Annotated in this window: 24 protein-coding genes and 1 pseudogene; 16 read left to right on the top strand and 9 right to left on the bottom strand. The window is 72.4% G+C overall.

Annotation, left to right across the window (positions count from 1 at the left end; genetic code table 11):
* The first annotated feature begins 263 nt into the window (after positions 1-263).
* The 3 genes from ACIRL2_RS08725 to ACIRL2_RS08715 all read left to right on the top strand — a co-directional run bounded on the left by ACIRL2_RS08725 (position 264) and on the right by ACIRL2_RS08715 (position 6510).
* The gene (locus tag ACIRL2_RS08725) at positions 264-2198 is read left to right on the top strand and encodes a CocE/NonD family hydrolase (RefSeq protein ID WP_402231094.1); all 1935 of its coding nucleotides are present in this window, start codon (positions 264-266) and stop codon (positions 2196-2198) included.
* A gap of 249 nt (positions 2199-2447) precedes the next feature.
* The gene (locus ACIRL2_RS08720; RefSeq protein ID WP_402231092.1) at positions 2448-5684 is read left to right on the top strand and encodes a BTAD domain-containing putative transcriptional regulator; all 3237 of its coding nucleotides are present in this window, start codon (positions 2448-2450) and stop codon (positions 5682-5684) included.
* Between the two features lie 211 nt (positions 5685-5895).
* A complete protein-coding gene (locus tag ACIRL2_RS08715) occupies positions 5896-6510 on the top strand; it encodes a hypothetical protein (protein WP_395858741.1) in 615 nt (204 codons plus the stop codon).
* Between the two features lie 105 nt (positions 6511-6615).
* Here ACIRL2_RS08715 and ACIRL2_RS08710 read toward each other — a convergent pair whose 3' ends face one another.
* Positions 6616-7776, bottom strand: a complete 1161-nt coding sequence (locus ACIRL2_RS08710) for a pyridoxal phosphate-dependent aminotransferase (protein ID WP_395858740.1) — start codon at positions 7774-7776, stop codon at positions 6616-6618.
* 128 nt (positions 7777-7904) lie between these two features.
* Between ACIRL2_RS08710 and ACIRL2_RS08705 the strand changes: the two genes are divergently transcribed.
* Entirely contained in the window at positions 7905-8441 is a 537-nt protein-coding gene (locus tag ACIRL2_RS08705) for a helix-turn-helix domain-containing protein (RefSeq protein WP_395858739.1), read from the top strand.
* Between the two features lie 149 nt (positions 8442-8590).
* Positions 8591-9712 carry a dienelactone hydrolase family protein gene (locus ACIRL2_RS08700; RefSeq protein WP_402231090.1) on the top strand — a complete coding sequence of 374 codons (1122 nt, stop codon included), beginning with the start codon at positions 8591-8593 and terminating at the stop codon, positions 9710-9712.
* A 20-nt stretch (positions 9713-9732) separates the two neighbouring features.
* On the opposite strand, the gene ACIRL2_RS08695 is transcribed toward ACIRL2_RS08700, so the two are convergent.
* Positions 9733-10185, bottom strand: coding sequence for a heme-binding protein (locus ACIRL2_RS08695; RefSeq protein ID WP_395858737.1), 453 nt, complete (start codon positions 10183-10185; stop codon positions 9733-9735).
* Between the two features lie 202 nt (positions 10186-10387).
* On the opposite strand from ACIRL2_RS08695, the gene ACIRL2_RS08690 reads away from it, so the two are divergent.
* The 5 genes from ACIRL2_RS08690 (at position 10388) to ACIRL2_RS08670 (ending at position 12538) form a co-directional block, all read left to right on the top strand.
* Positions 10388-10777 (top strand): cupin domain-containing protein, encoded by a 390-nt coding sequence (locus tag ACIRL2_RS08690; protein ID WP_331770816.1) that lies wholly within the window; start codon positions 10388-10390, stop codon positions 10775-10777.
* A gap of 225 nt (positions 10778-11002) precedes the next feature.
* Positions 11003-11158: a hypothetical protein gene (locus ACIRL2_RS08685; RefSeq protein WP_395858736.1), complete on the top strand. Its 156-nt coding sequence runs from the start codon at positions 11003-11005 to the stop codon at positions 11156-11158.
* A 188-nt stretch (positions 11159-11346) separates the two neighbouring features.
* Positions 11347-11661, top strand: coding sequence for a GNAT family N-acetyltransferase (locus tag ACIRL2_RS08680; protein ID WP_395858735.1), 315 nt, complete (start codon positions 11347-11349; stop codon positions 11659-11661).
* Between the two features lie 97 nt (positions 11662-11758).
* Positions 11759-12007: a hypothetical protein gene (locus ACIRL2_RS08675; RefSeq protein WP_402231086.1), complete on the top strand. Its 249-nt coding sequence runs from the start codon at positions 11759-11761 to the stop codon at positions 12005-12007.
* A 180-nt stretch (positions 12008-12187) separates the two neighbouring features.
* Positions 12188-12538, top strand: coding sequence for a GNAT family N-acetyltransferase (locus ACIRL2_RS08670; RefSeq protein WP_395858733.1), 351 nt, complete (start codon positions 12188-12190; stop codon positions 12536-12538).
* A gap of 16 nt (positions 12539-12554) precedes the next feature.
* Here the strand turns inward: ACIRL2_RS08670 and ACIRL2_RS08665 are convergent, their stop codons facing one another.
* From ACIRL2_RS08665 to ACIRL2_RS08655, 3 genes are all read right to left on the bottom strand, one after another.
* The gene (locus ACIRL2_RS08665) at positions 12555-13220 is read right to left on the bottom strand and encodes a LysE family translocator (protein WP_395858732.1); all 666 of its coding nucleotides are present in this window, start codon (positions 13218-13220) and stop codon (positions 12555-12557) included.
* 91 nt (positions 13221-13311) lie between these two features.
* Positions 13312-14691, bottom strand: a complete 1380-nt coding sequence (gene hisS / locus ACIRL2_RS08660; RefSeq protein ID WP_402231083.1) for a histidine--tRNA ligase — start codon at positions 14689-14691, stop codon at positions 13312-13314.
* A 200-nt stretch (positions 14692-14891) separates the two neighbouring features.
* Complete coding sequence (locus ACIRL2_RS08655) at positions 14892-15278, bottom strand: MerR family transcriptional regulator (RefSeq protein ID WP_331770809.1); 387 nt, start codon at positions 15276-15278, stop codon at positions 14892-14894.
* Between the two features lie 64 nt (positions 15279-15342).
* Here ACIRL2_RS08655 and ACIRL2_RS08650 point away from each other — a divergent pair, with 64 nt between their 5' ends.
* The 3 genes from ACIRL2_RS08650 (at position 15343) to ACIRL2_RS08640 (ending at position 18200) form a co-directional block, all read left to right on the top strand.
* A complete protein-coding gene (locus ACIRL2_RS08650; RefSeq protein ID WP_402231081.1) occupies positions 15343-16560 on the top strand; it encodes an MFS transporter in 1218 nt (405 codons plus the stop codon).
* 159 nt (positions 16561-16719) lie between these two features.
* Positions 16720-17499 (top strand): SDR family NAD(P)-dependent oxidoreductase, encoded by a 780-nt coding sequence (locus ACIRL2_RS08645; RefSeq protein WP_402231078.1) that lies wholly within the window; start codon positions 16720-16722, stop codon positions 17497-17499.
* A 125-nt stretch (positions 17500-17624) separates the two neighbouring features.
* Positions 17625-18200 (top strand): GNAT family N-acetyltransferase, encoded by a 576-nt coding sequence (locus tag ACIRL2_RS08640; RefSeq protein ID WP_395858728.1) that lies wholly within the window; start codon positions 17625-17627, stop codon positions 18198-18200.
* A 41-nt stretch (positions 18201-18241) separates the two neighbouring features.
* On the opposite strand, the gene ACIRL2_RS08635 is transcribed toward ACIRL2_RS08640, so the two are convergent.
* Complete coding sequence (locus tag ACIRL2_RS08635) at positions 18242-18544, bottom strand: hypothetical protein (RefSeq protein WP_402231074.1); 303 nt, start codon at positions 18542-18544, stop codon at positions 18242-18244.
* Positions 18545-18606: 62 nt separating this feature from the next.
* Between ACIRL2_RS08635 and ACIRL2_RS08630 the strand changes: the two are divergent.
* A pseudogene (locus tag ACIRL2_RS08630) lies at positions 18607-19392 on the top strand (DMT family transporter).
* A 243-nt stretch (positions 19393-19635) separates the two neighbouring features.
* Positions 19636-20472 (top strand): hypothetical protein, encoded by an 837-nt coding sequence (locus tag ACIRL2_RS08625; protein ID WP_402231071.1) that lies wholly within the window; start codon positions 19636-19638, stop codon positions 20470-20472.
* A gap of 308 nt (positions 20473-20780) precedes the next feature.
* Here ACIRL2_RS08625 and ACIRL2_RS08620 read toward each other — a convergent pair whose 3' ends face one another.
* Positions 20781-21146, bottom strand: coding sequence for a MerR family transcriptional regulator (locus tag ACIRL2_RS08620; protein WP_402231069.1), 366 nt, complete (start codon positions 21144-21146; stop codon positions 20781-20783).
* Between the two features lie 112 nt (positions 21147-21258).
* The gene (locus ACIRL2_RS08615) at positions 21259-22023 is read right to left on the bottom strand and encodes an SDR family NAD(P)-dependent oxidoreductase (RefSeq protein WP_395858722.1); all 765 of its coding nucleotides are present in this window, start codon (positions 22021-22023) and stop codon (positions 21259-21261) included.
* Positions 22024-22703: 680 nt separating this feature from the next.
* On the opposite strand from ACIRL2_RS08615, the gene ACIRL2_RS08610 reads away from it, so the two are divergent.
* Positions 22704-23756: a 2-dehydropantoate 2-reductase gene (locus ACIRL2_RS08610; protein WP_395858721.1), complete on the top strand. Its 1053-nt coding sequence runs from the start codon at positions 22704-22706 to the stop codon at positions 23754-23756.
* A gap of 33 nt (positions 23757-23789) precedes the next feature.
* Here the strand turns inward: ACIRL2_RS08610 and ACIRL2_RS08605 are convergent, their stop codons facing one another.
* Complete coding sequence (locus tag ACIRL2_RS08605) at positions 23790-24764, bottom strand: LysR family transcriptional regulator (RefSeq protein WP_402231065.1); 975 nt, start codon at positions 24762-24764, stop codon at positions 23790-23792.
* Between the last annotated feature and the right edge of the window lie 176 nt (positions 24765-24940).

Raw genomic sequence — 24940 nt, 5'->3', positions numbered from 1 at the left:
CACCGGCCGCCGGTCGGGCTTCGAGAGCCGAACCGCCACGCGGCCATCCCGGCACGCCCGCCTCGCGGTCGTGCCCACCGCGCGTCGTCGAACCCACCCGGGCCCGACGCGATCCGACCACCCGTCCCACCCACCGCACTTCGCGCCACCGTCCCCCTCGTATGCGTGACCTTTTGGAGGTCAGGGTGTCCGTCCGCATCCCCATCCCCGTTCCCATTCCCCCGCGACGAACAGCACAAAGAGCGGCGCGCCGGCGTGTCGGCGTGGCCCTCGCCTCGACCCTCGCCCTGCTCGCCGCGCTCTTCGGCGCGGTACCGGCGACCTCGACGCCCGCCGGCGCGACGCCGCTCGTGCAGGGCAGCGTCGCGCAGTACGGCGTCGCCAAGCAGCAGAACCTGCCCGTCACGATGGCCGACGGCACGGTCCTGCGGGTCGACGTCTACACACCGGCCGCCGCCGGCACCACCACGCCGGCGACCGGGTCGTTCCCGGTGCTGCTGACCCAGACCCCCTACGGCAAGGGGTCCACCGAGGCCGAGTTGTCCTGGTTCGTGCAACGCGGCTACATCGCGGTGGCGGCCGACGTGCGCGGAACCGGCACATCCGCCGGTTCGTGGTCGCCGTGGGCGCCGAAGGAGGCCCAGGATGGCGCCGAACTGGTCGCCTGGGCAGCCGCGTTGCCGCACGCCGACGGCAAGGTCGGCCTCAACGGCGGCTCGTACGCCGGCATCAACCAGATCATGACGGCCGCGTCCGTCGGCCCGAACTCGCCGGTCAAGGCCATCTTCCCGCTGGTTGCGGGCAACGACCTGTACCGCGAACTGGCCACGATGGGCGGCATCCCGGACGCCGAGTTCATGTCCTTCTGGCTGACCTACACCGGCATCGCGCACCTGAGCGCACCGCTGGCCGAGGCACTGCGCCAGGGCTCGACGCAGAACATCCTGGACACCCTGGCCCTGGAGCTGCAGCACCTCGGCGGGGTCGCCTCGGCCAACCTGCCGATCCTGACCGGCCTGCTCGGCGGCGGCGAGCAGGCGTACGACGGCACGTTCTGGCAGCAGCGCCGCCCGGCGGACCTGCTCGCCGGCGTGGTCGCCAACGGCGTGCCCGCGTTCCTGGTCGGCGGCTGGTACGACCTGTTCCAGCGCGGCGCGTTGATGAACTACGCCGGTCTGCAGAACGCGTGGGCAGGCCGCCCGGTCGGCGCGCCGATGATCGCCGGCCAGCCGGTCACCGACCGCTACCAACTCCTGATGGGCCCGTGGTACCACGACCCGCGCCAGGACCCCACCTTGGACCTGCCCGGGCTGCAACTGCGCTGGTACGACAAGTGGTTGAAGGGCATCGACACCGGCATCACCGGCGGAGCCAACCCCAACCCGCTGCACGTGAAGGAACTGGGCAGCAACCGTTGGCTGGACACCCGCACCTACCCGTTCACGGGCGCCGACCCCACCCGCCTCTACCTGGACCAGGGCCGCACCGGCAGCGCCCCGGCGTCCGCCAACGACGGCCTGCTCACCCCGAACGCGCCCACCGGCAACGGCAGCGAGTGGATCAGTTGGACGGCGAACAACAGCCCGTGCACCCGCTCGACCGCGCAATGGCTCGGCGGCTTCCTCAAGGACCCCGCCTGCACCGACAGCAACACCGCCCGCGAGAGCGGCCCGAACTCGCTCGTCTACACGACCGCCCCGATGACCGAGACCAAGGTGCTCGCCGGCCCGATCGGCGCCACCCTGTACGCGCAGTCCAACACCCCGGAGACGCACTGGGTGGTGACCGTCACCGACGTCGCCCCCGACGGCTCCTCGGTCCCGCTCAGCTCCGGCGCCCTGGCCGGCTCGCACCGAGCCCTCGACCCGGCCCGTACGTGGTACGCGCCGGACGGCAGCACGCTGATGCCGTACCACCCGTCCACCCAGACCACCACGACCTCGGTACAGCCGAACCAGGTCACCCGCTACGACATCGAGGTCTTCCCGACCTTCGCCTCGATCGCCCCCGGGCACCGGATCCGGGTCAACGTGACCACGGCCGACACCCCGCACCTGGCCGCGACGCTGACCCAGACACCGGGCCTGCTGGCCGGCATCTGGCAGCTCAAGTCCGGTCCGGCCAATCCGTCCTCGGTCACCATCCCGCTCGCTTCGGCCACGACGTTCGGCACGCCGTGCACGAGCGTGTGCCCGTGACCGGGTGACGCACGGGTAACCCCCAGGGGCGCCCGGCCGGGGGTCGACACCCTCGGCCGGGCGCCCGCCTGCGTGCCTCGCGGCGCCGCGGCCCGCCGACCCGGGTCCGCGACGTCCGGGCCCCCGCCCGCCGGGCGGCGCCCCCGCCTGTCGCCCGCCGGCCCGGCGCCCGCCACCTGCCGCCCGCGGGCCCGGCGCCCGCCACCTGCCGCCCGCCGGCCCCCGGTGGGGCTCTGCGATCCTGGCGCCATGCAGGTTGCGCTGCTCGGAGGGGTCCGGGCCCAGGTCGATGACGGCACGCCGATCGAGATCGGTGGGGTGCGGCTGCGCATGCTGCTGGCCCGGCTGGCGTTGGACGCGGGGAACGTGGTGTCGATCGACGCCCTGGTGGACGGGCTGTGGGGTGCGGAGCCGCTCGCGGACGCCGGGAACGCGGTACAGACGTTGGTGTCGCGGTTGCGCAAGGTGCTGCGGCCGGCCGGCGTGTCGGTGGACCTGATCGGCGGCGGCTACCGGCTCGATGTGCGGGCCGAGAACGTGGACGCGCACCGGTTCGAGGAGCTGGCCGCGCGAGGGCGGCGGGAGCTGGCGGCGGACCGGGCGGACGAGGCTGCCGCGGTGCTGGCCGAGGCGCTCGCGTTGTGGCGCGGGCCGGCGCTGGCGGACCTGGTGGAGGCGCCGTTCGCCCGGACCTACGCCGCGCGGTTGGACGGGCTGCGGGTGGATGCCGCCGAGGACCGGTTCGAGGCCGAGCTGCGCTCGGGCCGGCACGCCGAGGTGCTGGCCGATCTGACCGCGGCCTGCGCGGCGCACCCGCTGCGCGAACGCACCGCGGCGATGCGGATGCGCGCGCTGTACGCGGCGGGACGCCAGGCCGACGCGCTGGCGGTGTACGAGGACATCCGGGGCCGACTGGCCGGGGAACTGGGTGTGGACCCCTCGGCCGAGCTGCGGGAGACCCATCTAGCGGTGCTGCGCGGCGAGTTGGCCCCACCCGCGGCGCGCCCCGAACCGGCCGCCGCGCCGCTGCCGGCCCGATTGACCGGCTTCTTCGGCCGGGACGACGAACTGCGGTTGCTCGCCGACCTGATGGCAGGCTCCCGGCTGGTCACGCTGGTCGGCGCCGGCGGTGCGGGTAAGACCAGGTTGTCCGTGGAGGCGGTGACCCGGCATCAGGCCTATCGGCGCGGGCGGGTGTGGTTCGTGCCGCTGGCCGGCGTGGGCACGCCGGACGGAGTGGCCGACGCCGTGCTGGCCGCGCTCGGTTCGTGGGAACTGCGCTCCTCGGACGGGCGACCGCGCCGCGCCGGCACCCCGGTGGACCGGGTCGCCGAACTGCTCGACGTCGGCGAGGCGGTGCTGATCCTGGACAACTGCGAGCATCTGGTGGAGGCGGCGGCGGAGCTGGCGTACCGCCTCCTGGACCGGTTGCCACAGCTCACCATCGTCGCCACCACCCGGGAGCCGCTGGGCATCACCGGTGAGGCGCTGTGTCGGGTCGGCCCGCTGCCGGTGCCGACGCCGGTCGGCGATCCGCGCGCGGATCTCGCCGCGGCGGGCGAGGCGGCGTCGGTGCGGCTGTTCTTGGACCGGGCCGCCGCGGTGCGGCCCGGGTTCACGCTGGACGCCGGCACGATCGAACCGGTGGTGGAGATCTGCCGACGACTGGACGGGATGCCGCTCGCACTGGAATTGGCCGCCGCGCGACTGCGTGCGATGAGCGTCGAGCAGATCGCCCGCCGCCTCGACGACCGCTTCCGGCTGCTCAGCTCCGGCAGTCGCGCCGAGGCACCGCGTCGGCGCACCCTGCTGGCGGTCGTCGAGTGGAGCTGGGACCTGCTGGTCGAGTCGGAACAGCAGCTCGCCCGGCGGTTGTCGGTGTTCCCGGGCGGTGCGACGGTGGCCGCGCTGGAGGCCGTGTGCGCCGACGAAATGTTGCCGGTGGACGACGTGTTCTACGTACTCGGCTCCCTGGTGGAGAAATCCATCGTGGACGCGGTCGGCGACGGCGAACCGCGCTACCGGATGCTGGAGACGGTGCGCGCCTACGCGGCGGATCGGTTGGTCCGGGCCGGGGAACGCGACGAGTTCGCCGGCCGCTTCGAGCGGTACTGCCTGGCGTTGGCCTGCGAACACGACCCGCTCCTGCGCACCGCCGCGCAGCTCACCTCGATCGCGCTCCTGGACGCCGAGTACGACAACCTGATGGCCGCGTTGCGGGCGTTCGTCGACGGCGGGGACGCGGCGGACGCGGCCCGGTTCGCCGGTGCGATGTTCTGGTACTGGGGGATGCGCGGGATCGGTGCGCCGTTCGAGACCATCGTGCCCGAGGTGCTGCGCTTCGGCGACGCGTTGCCCGAGCATGCGCGAGCCGCGTTCGCCGCGATGCACGTGCTGGCCGGGATCAACGCCCCACGTCTCGCGGACGGCGAGGAACTGCGCTCGGTGCTGCGGGCGTGCGCCATGGCCGACGTGTACGCGCACTATCCGGCACTGGTGGTGGGACTGCCGCTGGCCGCCTTCCTGTCCGGGAACACCGAGGTGGGTGAGCAGGAGCTGGCCCGGATGTCGGCCGGATCGGATCCGTGGGTCCGGGCGTGCGCGCACTGGATGACCGACTTCGTGTACACCGATCGCGGCGACTGGCAGGGCGGAGCGCCGGCGCGGAACGAAGCGCTGTCCGGGTTCGCGGCGGTGGGCGATCGATGGGGCCTGGGGATGGCGTTGATGGCCATCGGCGCGCACCACTCGATCCGGGGTGAACACCCGGCGGCGATCGCCGCGTTCGAGCGGGCGGTGGCACTGGCGAGTGAACTGGGCGCGGTGGACGATCTGTCGCTGTACCGGGGCACGCTGGCTGCCGAGCGCATGCGGGCCGGGGACCTGGCCGGCGCGCGGAGCGAACTGCACGCCGCGGAGCGGCAGGCGTGGGCGCGTGGGCATCGTTATCTGGAGATCGGCGTACTCACCGGGCGTGCCGAACTACACCGTCGAGAAGGGGAGTTCGCTACGGCCGAGGACATCCTCGACCGGGTGGGAGCACTCGCCGAGAGTCTGTCGTTGCCCGCCGAGATGGTCGGCGACCTGATCGCGCAGGGGCGGTTGGCGACACTGCTCGCAAGCGCCGCCGAGGGCCCCGATGTGCTCTCGCGGGCGCGGGAGTTGCTGCCGGCCACATCGGCGGCGGCGGTGTCCCGCCGTGACCTGGCGGATGTGGCGCCGACGGCGGAGCTGCTGGCCGCGGTGCTGGGGCGCGAGGGCGATCCGGTCGGCGCGGCCGAGGCGCTGGGGCTGAGCGCGGCGCTTCGCGGCATCTTCGACGCGGGTAGCCCGGAGCTGCGGGTGCTGGTGGACCGGCTCGTCACCGAGCTGGGCGAGGCGGGCTACCACGAGGCTTATGCTCGATGCGTCACGTTGTCCCGGGAGGAGGCACTCGGCGCCGTACTGGCCCGACTCGAACCGGCCGGGGTGCCGAACACGCCGTAGTTCGGGGGCAGATGCGTGGTGGCGGCGACAGCCGACCGACCCGGCCCGATCGGATTTTGCATTTGCCGGCCGAATGTCCATCATTGGGTAGCAAATGTGAACGAGAAGACCAGATTTGGCTTGCAGATGTATTTTGTGTTCCGGTCCGTCGGCATGGGCATGATCCGGAGCAGTGGCTGAACGGGTGATCACGCGATCGGAAGGGGAACCGGTGAACGATCGCGGGATCCGGGAGTTCGGGCTGGATCGGGAATTGACCCGGGTGGCGGGCGTCGAGGTCCGTATCGTCGTCGACGGCATCGCGGCCTGGGGCATCGAGTGGGTCGACGGCCCGACGGTGGACCGGATGCGTGGCCGGGTCGCCGCCGTGCGCCGCGAACGACGCCACGTGGCGCCGCCCGACCACCGGCTCGACTACCGTCGCCGGCAGAGCCCGCGCGCGTGGGCGGCGCGCGCGATATCGGCGATGCGCGACCCGAGTTCGGCCCGCGCGGTGGCGGCGGGCGCGGCGATGCGCCGAAACCATCCGGCCGCCCAGGGCCGTCGGGCCGGCGATCTGACGCCCGAGGACCACGCGCTGCTGGATCTGGTGCGTCGGTTGTCCGAGGGCATAGCCAATCCCGAGCGCGCGGACCGGCCGGAGGACGAGCCGCTGATCCGTCGATTGCTCGACGAGGGCAACCACTCCACGGAGGCGATGTGCCGTCTCCTCAACGAGGCACCCGGCGGCCTGGGCTTCGCTTTCGGCATCGGGGTCGCCGACGAGGGCGAGCGGGCGCGGCGGCGGTCGCGTCTGCGGCTGGTCTCGGGGGACTCCGGCCGCTGAATACGGCGGTCCGGATCGACGCGAAGGCGGCCGATCCGGTCGCGGCCGGTGGTTCCGTCGCACGAGCACCCGGCGGATCAACCGCCCGGCGGGTCAGCCTACGGATCAGCCGAACGCCGCGGCGAACCGGTCGCGCAGGTCGCCCAGACGCTCGACCGGTTCATTGGCGAAGACCAACCGCAGATACGAACTGCCCTGCGGTCCCCAGCCGTTCATCGGCGTGGCGGCGACCCGCCCGAGCCGGAAGAGCCGTTCGGCGGCTGTCTCGGGGGTCAGGCCCAGCGCGGTGGTGTCGATCAGCAGCGACCAGCCGCCGTGTGGACGCACGCACGGGTAGTCGGCGAGCCGATCCAGGATCCTCGCGCAGCGCTCGCGCCAGATCGCGGTCGCCGCGGCGACGTCGGCGTCCGCGTCGGGTGCGGACAGCGCGGCGGCGACGGCCGCCTGACCGATGCCCACCGGGCAGACCACGTTGCTCAGGCCCACGAGTTTGACGTCGGCCATGATCTCGGCGGGACCGACCACCCAGCCCACCCGCCAGCCGATCATGCGCAGTTCCTTGGACGCCGCGCCGCACGTGATGGTGCGGTGGGCCAGCCCGGGATGCGCGGCCGGATGGTCGGGGGCCTTGCCGTCGAAGCGGATGCGCTCCATCGCCGCGTCGTAGACGACCCAGCAGTCGTGCTCGGCGACCGCGCGGGCCAGTGCGTCCCAGTGGCTGCCGTCGAGCAGCGCGCCGGTGGGCATCGCCGGGGCCATCACCAGCACGGCGGCGGTGTTCGGGCCGACGGCGGCGGCGAGTTCGTCCGGATCGGTGCTCCAGCCGGCGGGGCCCGGGGTGGCCCGCACGTGGCGCGGGACGCCGCCGGCGAGGCGGATGCGATTGACCAGGCCGGCGTAGATCGGGTCGGCGATCACCACCTCGCGGCCCGGTTCGACGGTGGCGAGCAGGACGTTCAGGACGCCGTTGAGCCCGCCGGCCGCATTGACCACCTCGCCACCGGGGTCGTACCCGCGCCCGGCGAGTCGGCCCACGTGTGCGGCGGCGGCCTCCCGCAAAGCGAGCGAACCGTGGAAGGGCAGGTAGCTGTTCGCGGTGTCGTCGTCGATCGCGGCCCGGGTCGCGGCGAGCGCGACGGCCGGCGGGCGAAGGTCGGTATCGAGGTTCTCCAGGCGCAGCAGGTCCGGATCGTGCGCGGCGTCGGCGGCGTCGCCGACCTTGTCCACGCCGATGCCCGGGATGTGCTGGAGGCGGGAGACGCGCATGGTCGTGATCTCCATCCCTGGGGCGCGGTGCCGAGCGGTGCGGGGTGCTGTCGGCGGTGCCGGGGAACAGCGCATCGCGTGCCGCCCGTACCGGTAAACTGATACGTGGAGCCAGCATAATGAACGCCATGACCATCGCAAGGGATATCGGACACAACATCCGGACGCTCCGCGAAGCGGCGGGCCGCTCCCTGGCCGATCTCGCCACGAGCGCGGGCCTGAGCAAGACCACGCTGCACGGCATCGAACAGGGCGAGGCCAATCCGACGCTGAGCACGCTGTGGGCACTCGCGGGCGCGCTCGACGTCCCGCTGGGCGGCTTGCTCGAAGCCGGCGCGCCGGCGGTCACGGTGGTGCGGGCCGATCAGGGACCGCGGGTGAGCGGCGAGGCGGTGCGGGCCCGGCTGCTGCACCGGGTGCACGTACGCGGCTGGGTGGAGCTGTACGAGCTCGACGTGACCGAGGACGAACAGGTGTCCGAGCCGCACCGCCCCGGCGTCGAGGAGTGCCTGCTGGTCACCGCCGGCCGGATCGAGACGGGCCCGGTCGCCGACCGTCGGGACCTGTCGAGCGGCGACTCGATCCGCTTCGACGCGACCCGACCACACGTCTACCGGGGACTGGACGAGAGCAACCGGGCCGTGTTGCTGATGGTCCATCAATGACCGGAGGGGAACCGGGCCGCGGCGCACGTCGAGCCGCCGGGCGGATTCCCCGTTCGGGTTGCCGGAATCCCACCACTGTGACCGGAGTCTCCATTCTTTGGCCAAGTATTGCCCTGCCAAAGCGAGTTGGACAACGATTGACTCCACTCATGGCAACCACACTCGTACCCGAGAGTCCGGTGCGACCGGACCAGCCCGGTCACTTCAACATCGGCACCATCGAGTTCCCGTTCTGGACCGGTGGCCCCGGGTTCACGCTCGCCAAGATCAGCTACCCGGCGGAGTACGACGGCTGGCTGGCCCCGGCGGACAAATCCGAGGGCCCGTATCCGTCGATCGTCCTGGCGCCCGCGACCTGGACCGGTTCGAACATGTACGACTGGTTCACCGACTACGTGGTGCGGCACGGGTACATCGTCTTTCGCTACTTCCCGGAGAACATCCTCGCGCTCGACCCGCATGTGCACGCCGACACCGTCAGCGACGCCATCGACAAGCTGATCGACATCGACGACGACCGGTTCAACCCGCTGCGCGGCCTGATCAAGCAGGACGCGTTCGCGGCGGTCGGGGTGTCCCTGGGCGGGGCCGGCGCGCTGCTGGCGGCGGCCCGGGACAAGCGCATCCGCGCGGTCCTGGGTTTCGCGCCCGGTCGCAACGTCAAGGAACCCGACCTGTACGCGCGGATCGACGCCGAGGTCTGCAAGGTGGCCACGCCGACGCTGATCGTGTCCGGGCAGAACGACAGGATCTCGCCCGGATCCGGCGTGCACTACCTGGACCTGGTCCCGAAGGGCTACAAGGCGTACGTGGAGATCACCGGCGGCAATCACGTCCAGTTCCTCGACCCCAGCGACGTGGACATCCACCTGCCCGGCCTGCCCCGGGACGGCAAGCCCGGCATCACCTTCGCGGAGCAGCACGCGATCACCAACGTGTACGCGACCGCGTTCCTGCACGCGGCGCTGAAGGGGCACGGTCACTGCGAGGGGCTGGTGTCCGGCGAGGACGCGTTGATGGCGCTGAAGAACGGCCAACTCTCCGACCTGCGTTCGGAGTCCGGCCCGTTGCCCCTGCCGTTCCCGGCGGCGACGACCGGCGTACGCGGCGCGGCGGCCGCGGCAGTGCCCGCGGCGGCGTCCGGGAACCTGATCGAGGCGGCGACCACGGTCGCCTCGGCGGTGCTGCTGCGGGTCAACGGCCTCGTGCGGGACGTGGCTCGGGGCGTTGAGCGGGCGACGGTTGAGGTGGAGAAGCGCATCGTGAGGTAGGGGCGCGCCGTCCCGATAGGTCAGCCGTCCGCGTCGCGGCCGAAGGATTCGGCGGCGGCGCGGGCGAGTTCATCCTCGAACTCCGCCGCGTCCCCGCTGACTCCGACCCCGCCCACCGGGCGACCGTCGATCAGGAGTGGATGGCCGCCGCGCCCGAGATACCAACTCCCCTGTGCGACAAAGCTCTGCGCGAACACGGGCCGATCGCCGAGCAGTTCCTCCATGGCTGCGGTGGGCCGCCCGAACGCCGCCGCCGTGCGGGCCTTGGCCGCGGCGAGATCCGCGCTGAACCGCAGCGCGCCGTCCATGCGTTCGAACGCGACCGGTACGCCCGCGCCGTCCACCACCGCGACGCTCACCGCACGCCCGGCCGCCGACGCCGCGGCCACCACATCGCGCACGATCGCCCGCGCGGCGGAAGCGGCCACATCGTGGTGGGCAACGACCCAATCGACCCGGTCACGGTTCACCATCGCTGCTCCCGCGTCGAAGAAGTCGAGCCGCGCGTCCCGGCCGGACCGCGCGAGGCCGTCCCAAGAGTGCCGGCGCCGTACCGATCGTGGAAGGGCCGACGCCGGGCGGTCGCGATCGTGTCCGGACCGGGAGACTCGCCCATTCGGTGTGGTTCGGCGCGGTGCGCGTTTCCGGCTGTCGGCCCGCGTCGACCCTGAACTCATGGCCGACCGTGAACTTGTGAACCAAGCCGTGCTCGTACCTCCCGGCGCCGACCTTGTCGGTGCGCAGGGCATCCGGATCAGCGAACGTGTGTCCGCCGCGACGGTGGGCGCCGGACGCCTGTGCGGCTTCTTCGCCACCCTGGGACCGGGTGAGCGGACGGCGGTGCATCACCACGAGGACGAGGAGACGATCGTGCTGCTCACCGCGGGGAGCTGCGACGTGTTCTCCGGCGAGGGGTTGACCGGCGGGGTGCGCATGCGGGTGGGCGACGTGGTGTTCATCCCGTCCGGCTGTGTGCACCAGGTGTTGGCCGGGCCGCACGGCTTCACCGTTTTCGAGGTCCGCTCCGGCGCCACGGACCGCACGGTGGTGGTCGGTCCGCCGTGACCGGGGCGGACCCGGGTTTCGAGCGGTGCCGAGCCGACCCCGGGTCTCCGGCGGAGCCGAGCATGACCCGGGCTGGCGGTGGTGCCGAGCACGCTCCCGTCATCGATAACCATCGGCTATCACCGTCGGTCTTGGACGGCGGGCCGGCCCGCGCGGCAAGGTGATCACACGGGAAGCGCCGCCGACTCGCCGAGTCGGCGGCGCGATGCCGAGGGGAACCACACGATGAGCATCCTGGCCGCGCTCGCCGCCGAGGTCACGCCGCTGCGGCTGCCGCTGGGCGCGGACGCGGTGGACGCGGTCGTCGGGCACCTCGACAGCGTGCGGTCCGAGATCGACACGTGGGAGAAGGTCGCACGCGCCACCACGTTCGACTCCTGAGCCGGGTCCTGAGCCGGGTCCTGAGCCGGACCCCGAGCCGGGACCGCCGGGCCGATCCGGGTTGCCGACTCGGGCCGACCCGGGCCGACCCGGGCCGGTCGGGAGGCCCACGGGTCGCGGGCGGGCTCCTGGCGGTCGATACGGTGAGGATCCGGGTCGTACGTCCCGGTCCCGGACCAGGAGGCAGCATGCAAACGCGCGTGGTCGACAACCCGGCGCAGTCCCGCTTCGAGATCCATGCGGGCGGCGAGCCCGCCGAGCTCGCCGGGTTCGCCGAGTACTTCCTCGGCGACGATCTGATCGCGTTCATCCACACCGAGGTCGATCCGCGCTTCGCGGAGCGCGGTTTGGGCGACGTGCTGGTCCGGTCCGCGCTGGACGTCGCCCGCGAGCGCAAGGTCGGCGTGGTGCCCAACTGCGCCTATCTGCGGGCCTGGATGATCGAGCACCCGGAGTACCTCGACCTGGTTCCCGAGTGGCATCGGCCCACGCTGGGCCTGTGACCCGGCCGGGGGTGTCGGGGTCGGGGCCGTCCTGGCAATCTTGGCGTGTGAACGCCGCGGTTCGATCCGGGCCGTCGCCCGACGTCGGGAGGGGTCGATGACGAAATCCTTGCGGGACGAGATCGGACCGGAGCGGTTCGACGAGTTGATCGCCGAAGGGGTCCGGAAGGCGGTCGCGGAGTTGCACGCGGCGGGGCTGCCCGCGGTCGGCGGCGAGAACGGGCGCGTGTACAAGGTGTACGCGGACGGTACCAAGGTGTACGCCGACGAGGAGGAAGAGGGCGCGCGCGAATACCGGATATTCGCCGACGGAACCAAGGTGTACGTCGACGAAGCTCCGGCGTGATCCGCAGCACGTGCGGCGGGCGGCACGCGGTTCGGGCGGGTGGTGCCGGGGCGATCCGGGCGATGTGTCGGCCGGATACGGTGGGGTGCGCGGGCACGGTCGGCGGTGGGATCGACGTGCGTACGTGTGGACAGGAATGCCCGGGCCGCAAGTCCCGATCGTGACCCAGGAGGCAGCAGCATGGAAACGCGTGTGACGGACAACCCGGCGCAGTCCCGCTACGAGATATTCGTCGGTGTCGAGGCCGCCCCCGGAGCGTCCGTGGCTCCGCCGCTGCGGGCCACCGAACTCGCGGGCTTCGCGGACTACTTCGTCAGCGGCGACGAGGTCGCCTTCACGCACACCGAGATCGACCCGCGGTTCGGCGGCCGGGGTCTGGGCGGTCGGCTCGCGCGCGCGGCGCTGGACGCGGTCCGGGAGCGGGGTCTCGCGGTGCTGCCCTACTGCTCGTTCATCCGGGACTGGATCGCCAAGCACCCGGAGTACGTCGACCTGGTCCCGGAGGACCGCCGCGACGCGTTCGGCCTGTGATCCCGCCGGCGTCGGCTCACGACTCGACGGCCATCCGGATGCCCAGCGCGACCATGACCCCGCCGGATGTCTGTTCCAACCTGCGCCGGACCTTGGCACGGCTCAGCACGGTGCGCATCCGGCCGACGAACCAGACGTACAGGCCGTAGTAGCCGATCTCGTACACCGCCCAGATCGCGGCCAGCGCCACCATCGTGGGCAACTGCGGCGCGCCGTGCGGGACGAACTGGGGGAGGAAGGACATCGCGAAGACGGCGGCCTTGGGGTTGGCCAGGTTCAGGGTCAGCGCGGCACGGTAGGCGCGTCGGCCGCTGCCCGGCTCGCGCTCGGCGCCCGCCTCGGCCCCCGCCCGGGCACCGGCGTCGGTCGAGCCGGCCGCGGTGAATCCGGTCAGGCCGTCCCGGCGGGCCGCGCGGATGGCCTGGACGCCGAAGCCCACCAGGACGACGGCGCCGACGATGCGCATGATGTCGTAGGCGAGTTGGGAGGCGGCCAGCAGACCGGTCAACCCGAAGGCCGCGGCGAGGCCCCAGACGAAGACCCCGGTCTCGTTGCCGAGCACCGCCAGGAAACCGGCCCTACGGCTCTGCAACGAATGTCGGATGATCAGCACCGAACTCGGCCCGGGACTTGCCGCGATGAGGGTGCAGGCGCCGAGGAACGCCAGAAGAGTGTGCGTCATGCCCGCATCCTGGCCCTCCACCAGTCCTCGATGCCATCGAATTCGGGCGGACGGCCCGGTCCGGCGCCCGCCACCGGCCGCCGAACCGGCACTACCGTGCGGTGACCGGCTCGACCTGCTCGGCCGGCTCGACCGGCAGCCAACCACGCGGGTCGGCCACGACCTGCTCGCCGGAGGCGAGTTCCTTCACCCGATGCGTTTCGCCGCGGTCCGCGCCCGCGCCCGCGTTCGCCTCGGCCCAGGGGAACCACACGTATGCGATGCCCTTGCGCAGCGCGTACCGCAGTTGCTTCTGCAGCTTGTCCGGCTGGTGGTAGACCTCGGTGCGGATTCCGCGAGCGCGCAGCGTCGCGGCGGTCCGCACCGACAGCGCGAACGACTCGGCGTCGAGCACCGCGACCAGCACCTGGGTGGGGCACTTCGGTCCGATCGGCAGCCGGCCCTCGGCGACCAGCTTGGCGAAGATCCGGGTGAGGCCGATGGAGATGCCCACGCCGGGCAGGGCGCGCCGGATGAACGACCCGGCGAGGTTGTCGTAGCGGCCACCCGAGCAGATGCTGCCGTAATCCGGGAATTCGACGAACTTGGCCTCGTACACCGTGCCCGTGTAGTAGTCGAGGCCGCGTGCGATGGACAGGTCAGCGACGACCGAGCCGGGCGACAGGTCGGCCAACGCGTCCAGTACGAAAGCCAGTTCCGTGAGCCCTTCGTCGAGCAACGAGTGTTCGACGCCCAGCGCGCGGACCTCGGTCACCACCGACGCGTCGGTGCCGCGAATCCCGGCCAACTTCAGGCAGTTCGCCACCTGGACGGCGTCCAGGCCGAGTTCGCCGGCGAGCAGGTCGCCGACCCGGCCGAGGCCCACCTTGTCCAGCCGGTCGACGATGCGGATCGCGGCCACCGGGTCCGCAATCCCGAGCCCGGCGTAGAAGCCCTCGAGGATCTTGCGGTTGTTGAGGTGGATCGTGAACGGGCCGATCCGCAACGCGGTGAGGATTTCGTGTGCGATGCGCGGCATTTCGGCATCGAAGTACAGCGGAACCCGGTCGACGTTGATCACGTCGATATCGCATTGCACGAATTCCCGGTATCGGCCGGCCTGCGGGCGCTCGCCGCGCCAGACGCGCTGGATCTGATAGCGCTTGAACGGGAAGACCAGGTCGTTGAAATTCTGCGCGGTATAACGCGCGAACGGCACGGTGAGGTCGAAGTGCAGGCCGAGACGGGCATCGCTGTCGTCGCCCGGGTCCGCCTGGAGTCGGTGCAGCGTGTACACCTCCTGCGAGGTCTCACCCTTCTTGAGCAGGACGTCGAGCGCCTCCACGGCGGGCGTCTCGACGGAGGTGAAACCGTACGACTCGAACGTGTGCCGAATGTGGTCGAGCCACCGCGTCTCGACCAGACGGACCTCCGGAAGCCATTCCGGAAAGCCGCTCAGCGGAGTCGGACGCAGTGGCGGGTCAGCGCGCACGATGGACACCATTTCCGGTCGGGGGCGCGAATCCGGGGTTCGGATCCGAGGTCGGGATCCGGCCTCGAATCCGGGCTCCGGATTCCGATTCGAGATTCCGATTCGAGATTCGGGTTCGAGATTCGGGTTCGGTAACCCTCACAGGACCGACCGGGGTTGGGCAAGGCAATTCATGGGCCGCGACCGTCGGTCGACGGGGGTCAGGAGGAGGTGGTGGTTGGCTGGGGAAGGCCTTCGCGTACCACGTCGAGGTATTCGGCGATCGCGTCCCGGTTGCGGATGAGGCAGTTGACGCGTTCGGTCATGCGATCGCGTTCGTGCTCCAGGGTGGCGATCATCTCCGGTGTCGCGTCCGGGAAATGGATGATGCGAGGCTTGTCGAGGCAGGGCAGGATCTGTTTGATGATCCGGGTCGGCAGACCGGCGTCGAGCAGGCCCCTGATCTGCAGCACCCGGTCGACGAAGAACTCGTCGTAGTCCCGATAGCCGTTGGGCGAGCGGTTCGCGACGATCAGGCCCTGCTCCTCGTAGTAGCGCAGTAGTCGGCGGGGGGTGCCGGTGCGCTCGGACAACTCTCCGATACGCATGTGATCCACCTCACGTCTCGTCGCTTGACCTTCACATCAATGTGAGGGTTCGAGCATACGCGGCATGACAAGTCAAAGTACGGCACCAGGCCCCTCCCACACGGAAACCGACGACCGCAAGTTGCCGATGGCGGCGCTGTTGGCACTGGCCACGGCGGTCTTCGTGACCAGCCTGACCGAGACCCTGCCGGCGGGCGTCCTGCCCGCGATGAGTTCCGACCTGGGGGTCGGCGAGTCCGCGATGGGACAGTCGGTGACGATCTACGCGGTCGGCACCGCGCTTACCGCGATCCCGCTCTCCAGGGCGACCGCCGGGTGGCGCCGCAAGCGGTTGCTGCTCGCCGCGATGGCCGGCTTCGCGGCGGCCAACACGGTCACCGCCGTCTCCGGCAACTACCCGCTGACCATGGTGGCCCGCTTCGTCGCCGGCGTGGCGGCGGGCGTGGCCTGGGCGTTGCTGGCCGGGTACGCCCGCCGGATGGCACCCGCGCATCTTCAGGGCAAGGCGATCGCGATCGTAATGGCGGGTATTCCGATCGCACTGTCGCTGGGGGTGCCGGCGGGGACGTTCCTCGGCGACGAGTTCGGCTGGCGGGTCACCTTCTCGTTGATGACCGTGCTCGCCCTGATCCTGATCGGCTGGATCGTCGCGACCGTCCCCGAACACCCCGGACAACGACCGGAGGAACGAACGCCCCTGCTGCGCACACTGGCCATCCCCGGCGTGGCCCCGGTCCTGTTCGTCACCCTGGTCTTCGTCCTGGCGCACACCATCCTCTACACCTATATCGCCTCCTACCTGGACCGGCTCGACATGGGCGGCTCCACCGACGTGGTGCTGCTCGCCTTCGGCGGCGCGTCGCTGGTGAGCATCTGGCTGGTGGGCGTGTTGATCCACCAACGACTGCGGGCGCTCACCATCGCGGCCACGTTGTCGTTCGGCGCGGCGGCGGCCGTGCTGGCGGTGTTCTCGGACAGCCATGTCCTGGTCTACGGCGCGGTCGTGCTGTGGGGGCTCGGCTGGGGCGGCGTGCCCACTCTCCTGCAGACCGCCGTCGGCGACGCGGGCGGCGCCGACGCGGACGCCGCGCAGGCGATGCTGGTCACGCTGTGGAACGCGGCGATGGCCGGTGGCGGCGTGGCCGGAGCGATCCTGCTGGACCTGGTCGGCACCGGCTCCTTCCCCTGGAGCGTGCTGGTCCTGCTGGTACCCGTACTCGTGGTGGTCCTCACCGCCCGCTCGCACGGGTTCCCGGCCCGGCGCCCGAGCACGGCTTCCTGACCACCCGAGGCGAGACACGGCGACGCGGGGCGACGCGGGCCCCGGGGCGATGCGGGGCGCCCGGTGGCCGTGGTAGGGCGAGGTGGTGGGCGAGGTGGATCGGTGGCGCGGCGCGATTGCCGGCGATGCGGCCGGCCGCGGTCCGTCTAGGGTTCCGTCATGAGCACGCACGCATACCTTTCCGAACTGTTCTCGCTGGAGGGTCGGGTCGCCGTGGTGACCGGCGGGAGTTCCGGCATCGGCCGAGCGATCACCCGGGCGCTGGCGCGGGCCGGGGCGAGCGTGGTGATCATTGCCCGACGCGAGGTGGAACTCGCGGCCACCGTTGACGAGTTGACCGCCCTGGGTGGCAAGGCGGCCTGGGTGAGCGCCGATCTGGGCAGCAGGGACGCCGTGCGCACGGCGGCCGACACGGCGGCCGAGGTGTACGGCGAGCCCGACATCCTGGTCAACTCCGCCGGGATCAACCTGCGTCCGCCGATGAACGAACTCGGCGACGACGTGTGGGCCGCCACGATGGCGGTGAACCTGGAGGCGCCCTACCTGCTGGGGCAGCGGTTCGGGCCCGGCATGGCCGAGCGCGGCTACGGGCGCATCATTCACGTCTCCTCGCAGCAGGCGCATCGCGCGTTCGTCCAGAGCGGCGCCTACGGCGTATCCAAGGGCGGCCTGGAGTCGCTGGCCCGATCCCAGGCGGAGGCTTGGTCGCAGTACGGGGTCACCAGCAACACGCTCGTGCCCGGGTTCGTGATGACCCCGCTCAACGCGAGGCTGGCCTCCGACCCGGAGAAGTCGGCTGCGCTGGCCGCGCGCACGATGGTCGGACGCAATGGCCTGGCCGAGGACTTCGAGGCTGCGGCGCTGTTCCTGGCGAGCCCGGGATCGGGCTACGTGACCGGCCAGTCGATCTTCGTGGACGGTGGGCTCTCGGTCCACTGACACGCGGAGTAGCCGGGCCGGCCGGTGCACCGCCGGCCCGGCTACGACGATCGGGCGCCTCCCCGACACCCCGACACCCCGGAAATGGTGTGGACGACCGGTCGGTTGTCGCCGATGATCCCGGGATGACAGATCCTCTCGATACCTCCGCCGCGCGCCCGTCGTCCGCCCCCTCGGAGCGGCAGGTTCGCTGGGTCTACCTGGTCGGTCGACCCCTCGGCGCGCTGGTGGCAGGCGACCTGGCCGAGGCCCGCCGGCAAACCGGCCTGGACCTCCCCGAGTTCTTCGTGTCCGACCGGGCGCGCGGCCTCTGGCGTCGCCGCTTCGACCAGGTGACGGCCGAACCCGAGAGCGCTCCGTGGCTCGCCCGGGCCGCGGTGTCCGAACCGGACGGCGCGGTGGTCGGCTATGCCGGTTTCCACGGGCCACCGGACGAGTCGGGCATGGTGGAGATCGGCTACACCGTGGTGCCCGAGGCGCGCCGCCGAGGATATGCTCGCGCGATGCTCGCGTCGCTGCTGGAGCGCGCGGCGCACGAACCCGACGTGTCCACCGTCCGGGTCACCATCTCACCGGACAACGCCGCGTCGCTCGCGACCATCCAGGGCTTCGGATTCGTCGAGACGGGCGAACAGATGGACGAGGAGGACGGCCTGGAGATCATCTTCGAGGTACCGGCCGACCACATCCTGGGATCCTGACCGCCGTGGGGCCGTGACGGCTGCGAGGCCGCGACCTTCCGTCAGTTCGGCCGGGGCCCGGATCGGTCGGTTGAGATGAGGGCGCGATGGAGGCGCTCGATGCCCTCGACCGGGCGCGCGGGGCCCTCGGCGCAGGCGTAGCCGACCCGCAGGTGTGGCGCGGGCGGCTCGGCGATGAAGTACGCGTGCCCGGGGGGCACCGCGACACCGGCTCGCAGCGCGGCCGAGGTGAGCTCTCGTACGTCCCGGCCGTCGGGCAGCCGCAGCCAGCAGTGGTGGCCGCCGTACGGCAGTCGCTCCGGCAGCAACTCGGGCGACAGCCGGGCCGGCGCGCCGGCCACCACCTGCCGCCGATCGCCCAGCGCGGCGCGGCGCCCAGCGTGCGCTTCCCGGCGACCGTGGGGCGCTGGACGGATTCGGCCCGTGGACGGTCACCGGTCTGCGCGGTCTGCTCGCGGCCGGGTTCGCCGGGGCCGCCCTGCTGGTCGTGCGGGCACCGCTGCCCACTCGGGTGGACCGGTTCGCTTTCGCCGTGGTCGCGGTCGGGTGCGTGCTCGGCTTCCCGCTGCCCACCACGCCCGCGTCGCAGACCTCGTCGACGGCGCACTCGGCGGCGTGATCGGCCTGCTGCCGCTTGCCACCACGGTCTGCTCGGTGCTGCGCACCGGCGAGCGGTCGAGCCGGACGTTCTGGGCGGCGGCGGTCGCGGGCGCGGTCGTGGTGTTCGCGTTCGCCGTGCGGCAGAGCAGCGGCGGCATCGGGCTCGCGGATGTGTACCTGTTCGGCGCGCTGGTGTTGTGTGCGGCCGGCTACGCGGAAGGCGGCCGACTGGCCCGGCACATGCCCGGGATGGCAGGTGATCGCGTGGGGCGTGGCGGCGGCGCCGGTCACCGCGCTGATCTCGGTGTCGGGGTTGGCCATCGAGCCGGTACACCTCGATACCCGCGGGGTGAGCGGGCTGCTGTATCTCGCGGCGGTATCGCAGTTCCTCGGCTTCGTCGTGTGGTGCCGGGGCATGGCGGCGATCGGCGTGCCGGCCGCGAGTCGGCTGCAACTCGCCCAGCTGTTGCCGACGTTGGGCTGGGCGGTGCTGATCCCGGGCGAATCGTTGACGCCCGCGATGCCGATGGCCGCGCTCGGCGTGCTCGCCTGCATCCTGCTGACCCAGCGGACCAGGACCGCGCGCCCTTGACCCATCGCGGCCCGAACGCGAGCCGGTTCCGGGCGGGTTCGGCGGAACCGGTCGGGGCGACGGTGCGTCACATCCGCGTTGCGCCGTTCGGCGCGCGGGTGTGAGGGGCGACGTGAGGTGGGGCGCGTGTTCGGAGCGGAAGCAGGACGGGGCGGCGGGCCCGCGTCGGTAGCCTCGGCTCTTGCGGGGGTGTTGCTGGTGGCCGGGTGCGGTGCCGGCGATGGTGGCGGCGAACCGCGTGTGATGAGCGACCCCGCGTCCCTGCTGTACGCGCCCGCCGCACCGGGCGCCCAGGAGGCGGGCGCCCGGGCCAGGACGGCCCAGGCGGCGCATCGATGGATCCGGGAGCGGCGGATGGACGCACCGCGCCCCTTCACGGTGACCGGCGGCTACCGGGACCAGGTCGGGGACCGGGAACCGGACCGGGGTGGCCTCGAGCCATCCCCGGTCGGCGGATGCATCGCCGTGGCACCGGAGTTGCTCCCCGCCCGGTCCCGCGACGCGGAAATCCGCTGGGCGGACGGGACGGTCGTGCACCGCACGTTGCTGCCGCCGGAACGGGCGTACGGGGAAAGGAGCATGCCGGGCCGACGCGACGGCGGGTGCGACCGCGGGAGCACGGCGGTGCCGACCGTGACCTCGGTCACGGCGGTGACGCTGGAGGTGGACACCACGTGGGGTCGGGCGACCGTGCCCGGATGGGAACTGGCCTTCGCGGATACGACGGTTCGCGCCGTGCGGATCGCGGTGGCGACGGATCCGTCGCCGCGCCGGGCCGGGGTCTCGGGTCCGGCGCCCGACCTGGTCACCGTCTCGGCCGACGGGCGCGAACTGACCCTGCGGTTCGCCGGCGCGCCCGACGTGCCGGGCCGGTGCGGCGCGGACTACCGGGTGGAGAGCACCCAACGTCCCGACGTGGTCGCGGTGGAGGTCGTCGCACGGGCGCGAGCGGCCACGCCCGGTGCGAAGGACGCGGCCTGCCCCCTGAACGAGGTTGCCCGCACGGTGACGACGACCCTGGCCGCGCCACTCGGCGACCGCCCGGTGATCGACACCACGGCGACGGCGATCCGACGCTGAACGGCTCGAATCCGGCCACGCGCGAGCCGGCCCGAAGCTCGGCGCACCGAAAGCCTCCGAGGCACGGCTTCCTCAGGCGGCAGTCCCCGTGCCGAGGCCCCGTCCGGCGCCGCCCCCCGGCGCCCTGATCTCCCCGCACGAGGGCTTCCGTGCCCGGAGCCCTCGTGCGGGGGCTGACACCGACGCTTTCGGCTCGCGGGGCCGCTCGGCCCGGTCCGCCCCGGCTTCCCGGTCCCTCGGGCGACCCAGCCCCGGGGATGCCGGTTGGTACCCGGTCGCAGGGGTGTCGCGCGATCCTCTCGGCCGGGTCAGGCCACCGGGCGGATGCGGTCGACGCCGGCTCGGCGCAGTGCCGTCGCCAGGTTGTTCCGGGCCTCGGTCTGGGCCGCGATGCGGGCGTCCAGTACGGCCAGTCGGTCCAGCGCGATCCGCACGGCGGCGGCGGACGGCGGGCGGGCGACGACGTCCAGGCAGGGCAGGAAGGCGCGTACGTCGTCCAGGGTGAGACCGACGCCGAGCAGGTCACGGATCGAGCGGACCCGGGCCACGTCGCGCTCGTCGTAGACCCGATAGCCGTTCGCCGACCGGGCCGACTCGATCAGCCCCGCCTGCTCGTAGTGGCGCAACGCACGCGGCGTCGCGCCGGTCGCCTTCGCCAGTTCACCGATCCGCATCCGGACACCTCCGCTGCAACCACACCTATCACGAGCGCGCGCCGCGCATCCCACCCGGCACGGTGCGGGGAGTGAGCGCCCACCCGCCGCCCCCGCCTCGAACCGCCGCCGACTAGGAGATCACCGCACCCCCGTCGACGGGCAGGATCACGCCCGTGACGAAGGACGCGCCCGGTGCGGTCAGAGCCGTGACGGCCCAGGCGACCTCCTCGGGGTCGCCGATCCGGCCCAGCGGGGTGTGGGCGAGTTGCCAGGCGCGGATCGCGGCGCGTCGTTCGGGGCTCCAGCCCTGGTGGTCGGCGATCGGCGTGGTGATCGCGCCGGGTGCGACCGCGACGACCCGCACGCCGCGCGGAGCCAGCTCGACCGCCCAACTGCGGGTGAGCAGTTCGAGGGCGGACTTGCTCGCCGCGTACAACGAATTCCCCGGCCACGCGCGCTGCCCGACCGAGGTGGTGATGTTGACGATCATCCCGCCGGAGCTCTCCAGCACCGGCAGTGCGGCCTGGGTCAGCAGCACCGGCGCGACCAGATTGGTGGCGAGCAGCGGGTCGATCATCTCGCGCGTGTACGTGCCCAGATTGCCGGTGCCCACGATGCCCGCGTTGTTGACGAGCACATCGAGCCGCCCGTGGGTCTCGGCGACGGTACGCACGATCCGCTCCGGCTCGCCCTCGGCGGTGATGTCGGCGGCCAGCGGCGTGATGCGCTCGTACCCGTCCGCGGTCTCGCCGAGCGGCTCGGCCCGGCGCCCCACCGCGATCACCCAGGCGCCCTCGGCGGCGAAGGCTCGTGCGGTGGCCCGTCCGATCCCGGTGCCGGCACCGGTGACCAGGACGACGCGGGCGGGGCGGGAGTCGTTGTCGTTCGAGTTCATGCCGTGATGCTCCAACCCTGCCGCCAACGACAGGGTCAAGCAGCCGAGCCCGGGCCACGCCGTTCGGTCTCGCGACCAGCGCGAACCGCCGCGATCACCGCGGACGCCGCGACCGGACTCGACCTCGAGGTCGGCTCCTCGGTGACGGCACTGCTCGAGTCGACCGAGGTCTCGCCCGCCACCGTCCGACCCACGGCAGGACGCCCGCCGCCGGTGCACGGCGGCGGTACCGTTGCCGAAGTCGGCGGTGCCGACCGCGAGCTCGAAGCGCGCTCCCCCGTCGCCGATTTCCCCGGTGCGTCCCGCCCACGACGTTGCCTTGCGGCCGGGGGATCCGGGCCTGTGCGGCGTCCGGCGCCCTGCCGGAGAGCCCGCGGATGTTCCTCGACCACAACGGCTCCCGGACCCGCACCGCACGTGACCCGCACGTACACATCGACACCGTGCATCACCGCGCCGTGCACAACCGCGCCGTGCACAACCGCGTCGCCCGGGCAGAGCGCCCGGCCGACCGCGACCTCACCCGCCTCGACCTGCGTGCGGCGCTGCCGTTCCTGCGTTGCCGCCGCGCGCGGCGGGCGCGGGTGGTCGGGGCCGGAGGCATCGAACGTGGGTGCGGGTGGGGACGTAGGCTTGCGGATCGGTTCGATGGCTGATTCATCCGTAGGCGGAGGCTGTACATGTCCCAACCCGCTCCACGTTCGCGGACCCGGCCCCGGGTCGCGGTCTTCGGTGCCGGCAGTGTCGGCTGCCAGCTCGGTGGTCGGCTCGCCGCGTTCGCCGATGTCACGCTGATCGGCCGGCCGTCCGTGCTGGACGCGCTGGCGGACGGGTTGACCGTGACCGGCGCGGGCCGCCCGCCGACCGTGGTCGCGCCGGAGCTGTTGACCCTGGCCGAGTCGCCGGACGCGGTGGCAGGCACCGACTTCGTACTGGTCACCGTCAAGTCGGCGGCGACCGAAGAGGCCGGGCGGGCCCTGGCCGGGCGGCTCGATCCGGCCGCGATCGTGGTCAGCCTGCAGAACGGCGTCCGCAATCCGGCCGTACTGCGGGCCGCGTTGCCCGGGCACACGGTGTTGGCCGGCATGGTCCCGTACAACGTGCTGCGCACCGAGCCCGCCGTCTTCCATCAGGGCACGTCAGGCGCGTTGATGATCGACGCGAACCCCCGGGTGATCCCGCTCGTGGACGTGTTGGTCGAGGCCGGCATCCCGGTGCAGGTGCGCGAGGACATGCCCGAGGTGCAACACGCGAAGCTGCTGATGAACCTGAACAACGCGGTCAACGCGCTGTCCGGACTGCCGCTGCGCGATCAACTCGGTCAACGCGACTACCGCACCTGCCTGGCGCTGTGCCAGGGCGAGGCGCTGGCGGCGTTCCGGGCGGAGGGCATCCGGCCGGCCAAGCTCGGGCCCGCGTCCGCCGCGCGCAATCGGCAACTGCTCGCGCTGCCCGATCCGCTGTTCCGCCGGCTGGCGGGTTCGACGCTGCGCATCGACGCGAAGGCCCGGTCGTCGATGTGGGAGGACCTGCAGCGGGGCCGGCGGACCGAGGTCGACAGTGTGCAGGGCGAGATATTGGCGATCGCCGAACGCAACGGGCTGACCGCGCCCGCCAACGCGCGCATGATCGAACTGATCCGCGAGGCGGAGGCCGCGCCGGCGGGGCAGGCCCGACAGTGGAGCGGTCCGGACCTGCTGGCCGAACTCACCACGGCGGTCGCCGCCGGTTGACCCGGGTGTCCGCGCCCGTGGGGGTCGGCGGTGTCACCACGTGCGGGCCGCCCGGACCAGATGTTCGTGGACCATGGTCAGGTGCGGGTGGTCCGCGGTGCCCGCGCGGCGGACCAGAAAGCCGGTGTTGATGGGTGGGTCGTCGGGCGTGAGCAGCGGGACCAGCGCGCCGGAGGCGAGTTCCGCCGCGCACAGGTAGCGGGGGAGTACGGTCAGGCCCGCGCCGGCGACCACCGCGGTCAGCACGCCGCGCAGGTCCGGGACCGTGATGGCGGCTCGTTCGGTGAGCCGGGTGCCGAACACGTGACGCCAGTAGCGGCGGGCGATCGGCAGGTCCTCGGCGTAGCTGATCACCGGTACGCCGCGCAGCGCGACCGGGCCCTCGGCGGCGACTCGATCCGGCCCGATCCGCTCGGCCCAGGTCGGCGCCGCGACCAACACGAACTCCTCGTCCATCAGCGGTACGGCCGCCAGCGTGCGTCCGCGCGGCCGGATCGTGGCCAGGACCAGGTCGTGTCGACCGGCGCGGAGTCCGTCGAGCAGGTCGTCGGTCATTCCGGTGGTGATCCGCAACAACACGCCGCGCTCGATCAGCGGCGCGAGCGCGGGCAACGCGCGCACGCACAGGATCTCGGCGGGACCGGCCAGGTGCACCGGCTCCGCGGGAGTGTCCGCGCCGAACCGGTCCCGCTCGGCGACCTCGGCCAGCGCGTCCAGCGGGTCCGCGACCCGGATCGCCAGGTCGTCCGCGATCGGTGTGGCGGCCACGCCCCTGGGCAACCGCTCGAAGAGCGCCCGGCCCAGTCGGCGCTCGAGCGCGCGGATCTGGGTGGTGACCGTGGGCTGGGACAGGCCGAGGACGCGTGCGGCGCCGGTGAACGAGCCGGCGCGGTGCACCGCCAGGAAGGTGCGCAGCAGGGTCAGATCCAGCGGGCCGCGCGCGACCGGGTCCGGTATCGACGCCGACCCGGTGTCCGAAGGCAACCCATCGGAATCTTCATGGCTCATGGTGGAGAGCCTATTTGAATCCCGATGGGTCGGCGATCTAGGTTCGAGTCCGACGGCGCGACGCCACCGACGGCGGGTCGCACCAGAGGGCGCCGCACCGACGCGCCGCACCGACGCGCCGCACCGACGCGACGCACCGGGGCCGCCGCACCGGCCGCGACGACCGACCGGGTGGA

This window comes from Embleya sp. NPDC127516, assembly GCF_044765325.1.
GTDB lineage: Bacteria > Actinomycetota > Actinomycetes > Streptomycetales > Streptomycetaceae > Embleya.
This window is presented reverse-complemented; position numbering and strand designations above follow the sequence as displayed.

Excerpts from the sequence above, each read along its gene's own strand:
- ACIRL2_RS08720 (WP_402231092.1), top strand. The coding sequence starts at position 2,448 with ATGCAGGTTGCGCTGCTCGGAGGGGTCCGGGCCCAGGTCGATGACGGC.
- ACIRL2_RS08710 (WP_395858740.1), bottom strand. The coding sequence starts at position 7,776 with ATGCGCGTCTCCCGCCTCCAGCACATCCCGGGCATCGGCGTGGACAAG.
- ACIRL2_RS08705 (WP_395858739.1), top strand. The coding sequence starts at position 7,905 with ATGACCATCGCAAGGGATATCGGACACAACATCCGGACGCTCCGCGAA.
- ACIRL2_RS08700 (WP_402231090.1), top strand. The coding sequence starts at position 8,591 with ATGGCAACCACACTCGTACCCGAGAGTCCGGTGCGACCGGACCAGCCC.
- ACIRL2_RS08695 (WP_395858737.1), bottom strand. The coding sequence starts at position 10,185 with ATGGTGAACCGTGACCGGGTCGATTGGGTCGTTGCCCACCACGATGTG.
- ACIRL2_RS08690 (WP_331770816.1), top strand. The coding sequence starts at position 10,388 with ATGGCCGACCGTGAACTTGTGAACCAAGCCGTGCTCGTACCTCCCGGC.
- ACIRL2_RS08685 (WP_395858736.1), top strand. The coding sequence starts at position 11,003 with ATGAGCATCCTGGCCGCGCTCGCCGCCGAGGTCACGCCGCTGCGGCTG.
- ACIRL2_RS08680 (WP_395858735.1), top strand. The coding sequence starts at position 11,347 with ATGCAAACGCGCGTGGTCGACAACCCGGCGCAGTCCCGCTTCGAGATC.
- ACIRL2_RS08675 (WP_402231086.1), top strand. The coding sequence starts at position 11,759 with ATGACGAAATCCTTGCGGGACGAGATCGGACCGGAGCGGTTCGACGAG.
- ACIRL2_RS08670 (WP_395858733.1), top strand. The coding sequence starts at position 12,188 with ATGGAAACGCGTGTGACGGACAACCCGGCGCAGTCCCGCTACGAGATA.
- ACIRL2_RS08665 (WP_395858732.1), bottom strand. The coding sequence starts at position 13,220 with ATGACGCACACTCTTCTGGCGTTCCTCGGCGCCTGCACCCTCATCGCG.
- ACIRL2_RS08655 (WP_331770809.1), bottom strand. The coding sequence starts at position 15,278 with ATGCGTATCGGAGAGTTGTCCGAGCGCACCGGCACCCCCCGCCGACTA.
- ACIRL2_RS08650 (WP_402231081.1), top strand. The coding sequence starts at position 15,343 with ATGACAAGTCAAAGTACGGCACCAGGCCCCTCCCACACGGAAACCGAC.
- ACIRL2_RS08645 (WP_402231078.1), top strand. The coding sequence starts at position 16,720 with ATGAGCACGCACGCATACCTTTCCGAACTGTTCTCGCTGGAGGGTCGG.
- ACIRL2_RS08640 (WP_395858728.1), top strand. The coding sequence starts at position 17,625 with ATGACAGATCCTCTCGATACCTCCGCCGCGCGCCCGTCGTCCGCCCCC.
- ACIRL2_RS08625 (WP_402231071.1), top strand. The coding sequence starts at position 19,636 with ATGAGCGACCCCGCGTCCCTGCTGTACGCGCCCGCCGCACCGGGCGCC.
- ACIRL2_RS08620 (WP_402231069.1), bottom strand. The coding sequence starts at position 21,146 with ATGCGGATCGGTGAACTGGCGAAGGCGACCGGCGCGACGCCGCGTGCG.
- ACIRL2_RS08615 (WP_395858722.1), bottom strand. The coding sequence starts at position 22,023 with ATGAACTCGAACGACAACGACTCCCGCCCCGCCCGCGTCGTCCTGGTC.
- ACIRL2_RS08610 (WP_395858721.1), top strand. The coding sequence starts at position 22,704 with ATGTCCCAACCCGCTCCACGTTCGCGGACCCGGCCCCGGGTCGCGGTC.
- ACIRL2_RS08605 (WP_402231065.1), bottom strand. The coding sequence starts at position 24,764 with ATGAGCCATGAAGATTCCGATGGGTTGCCTTCGGACACCGGGTCGGCG.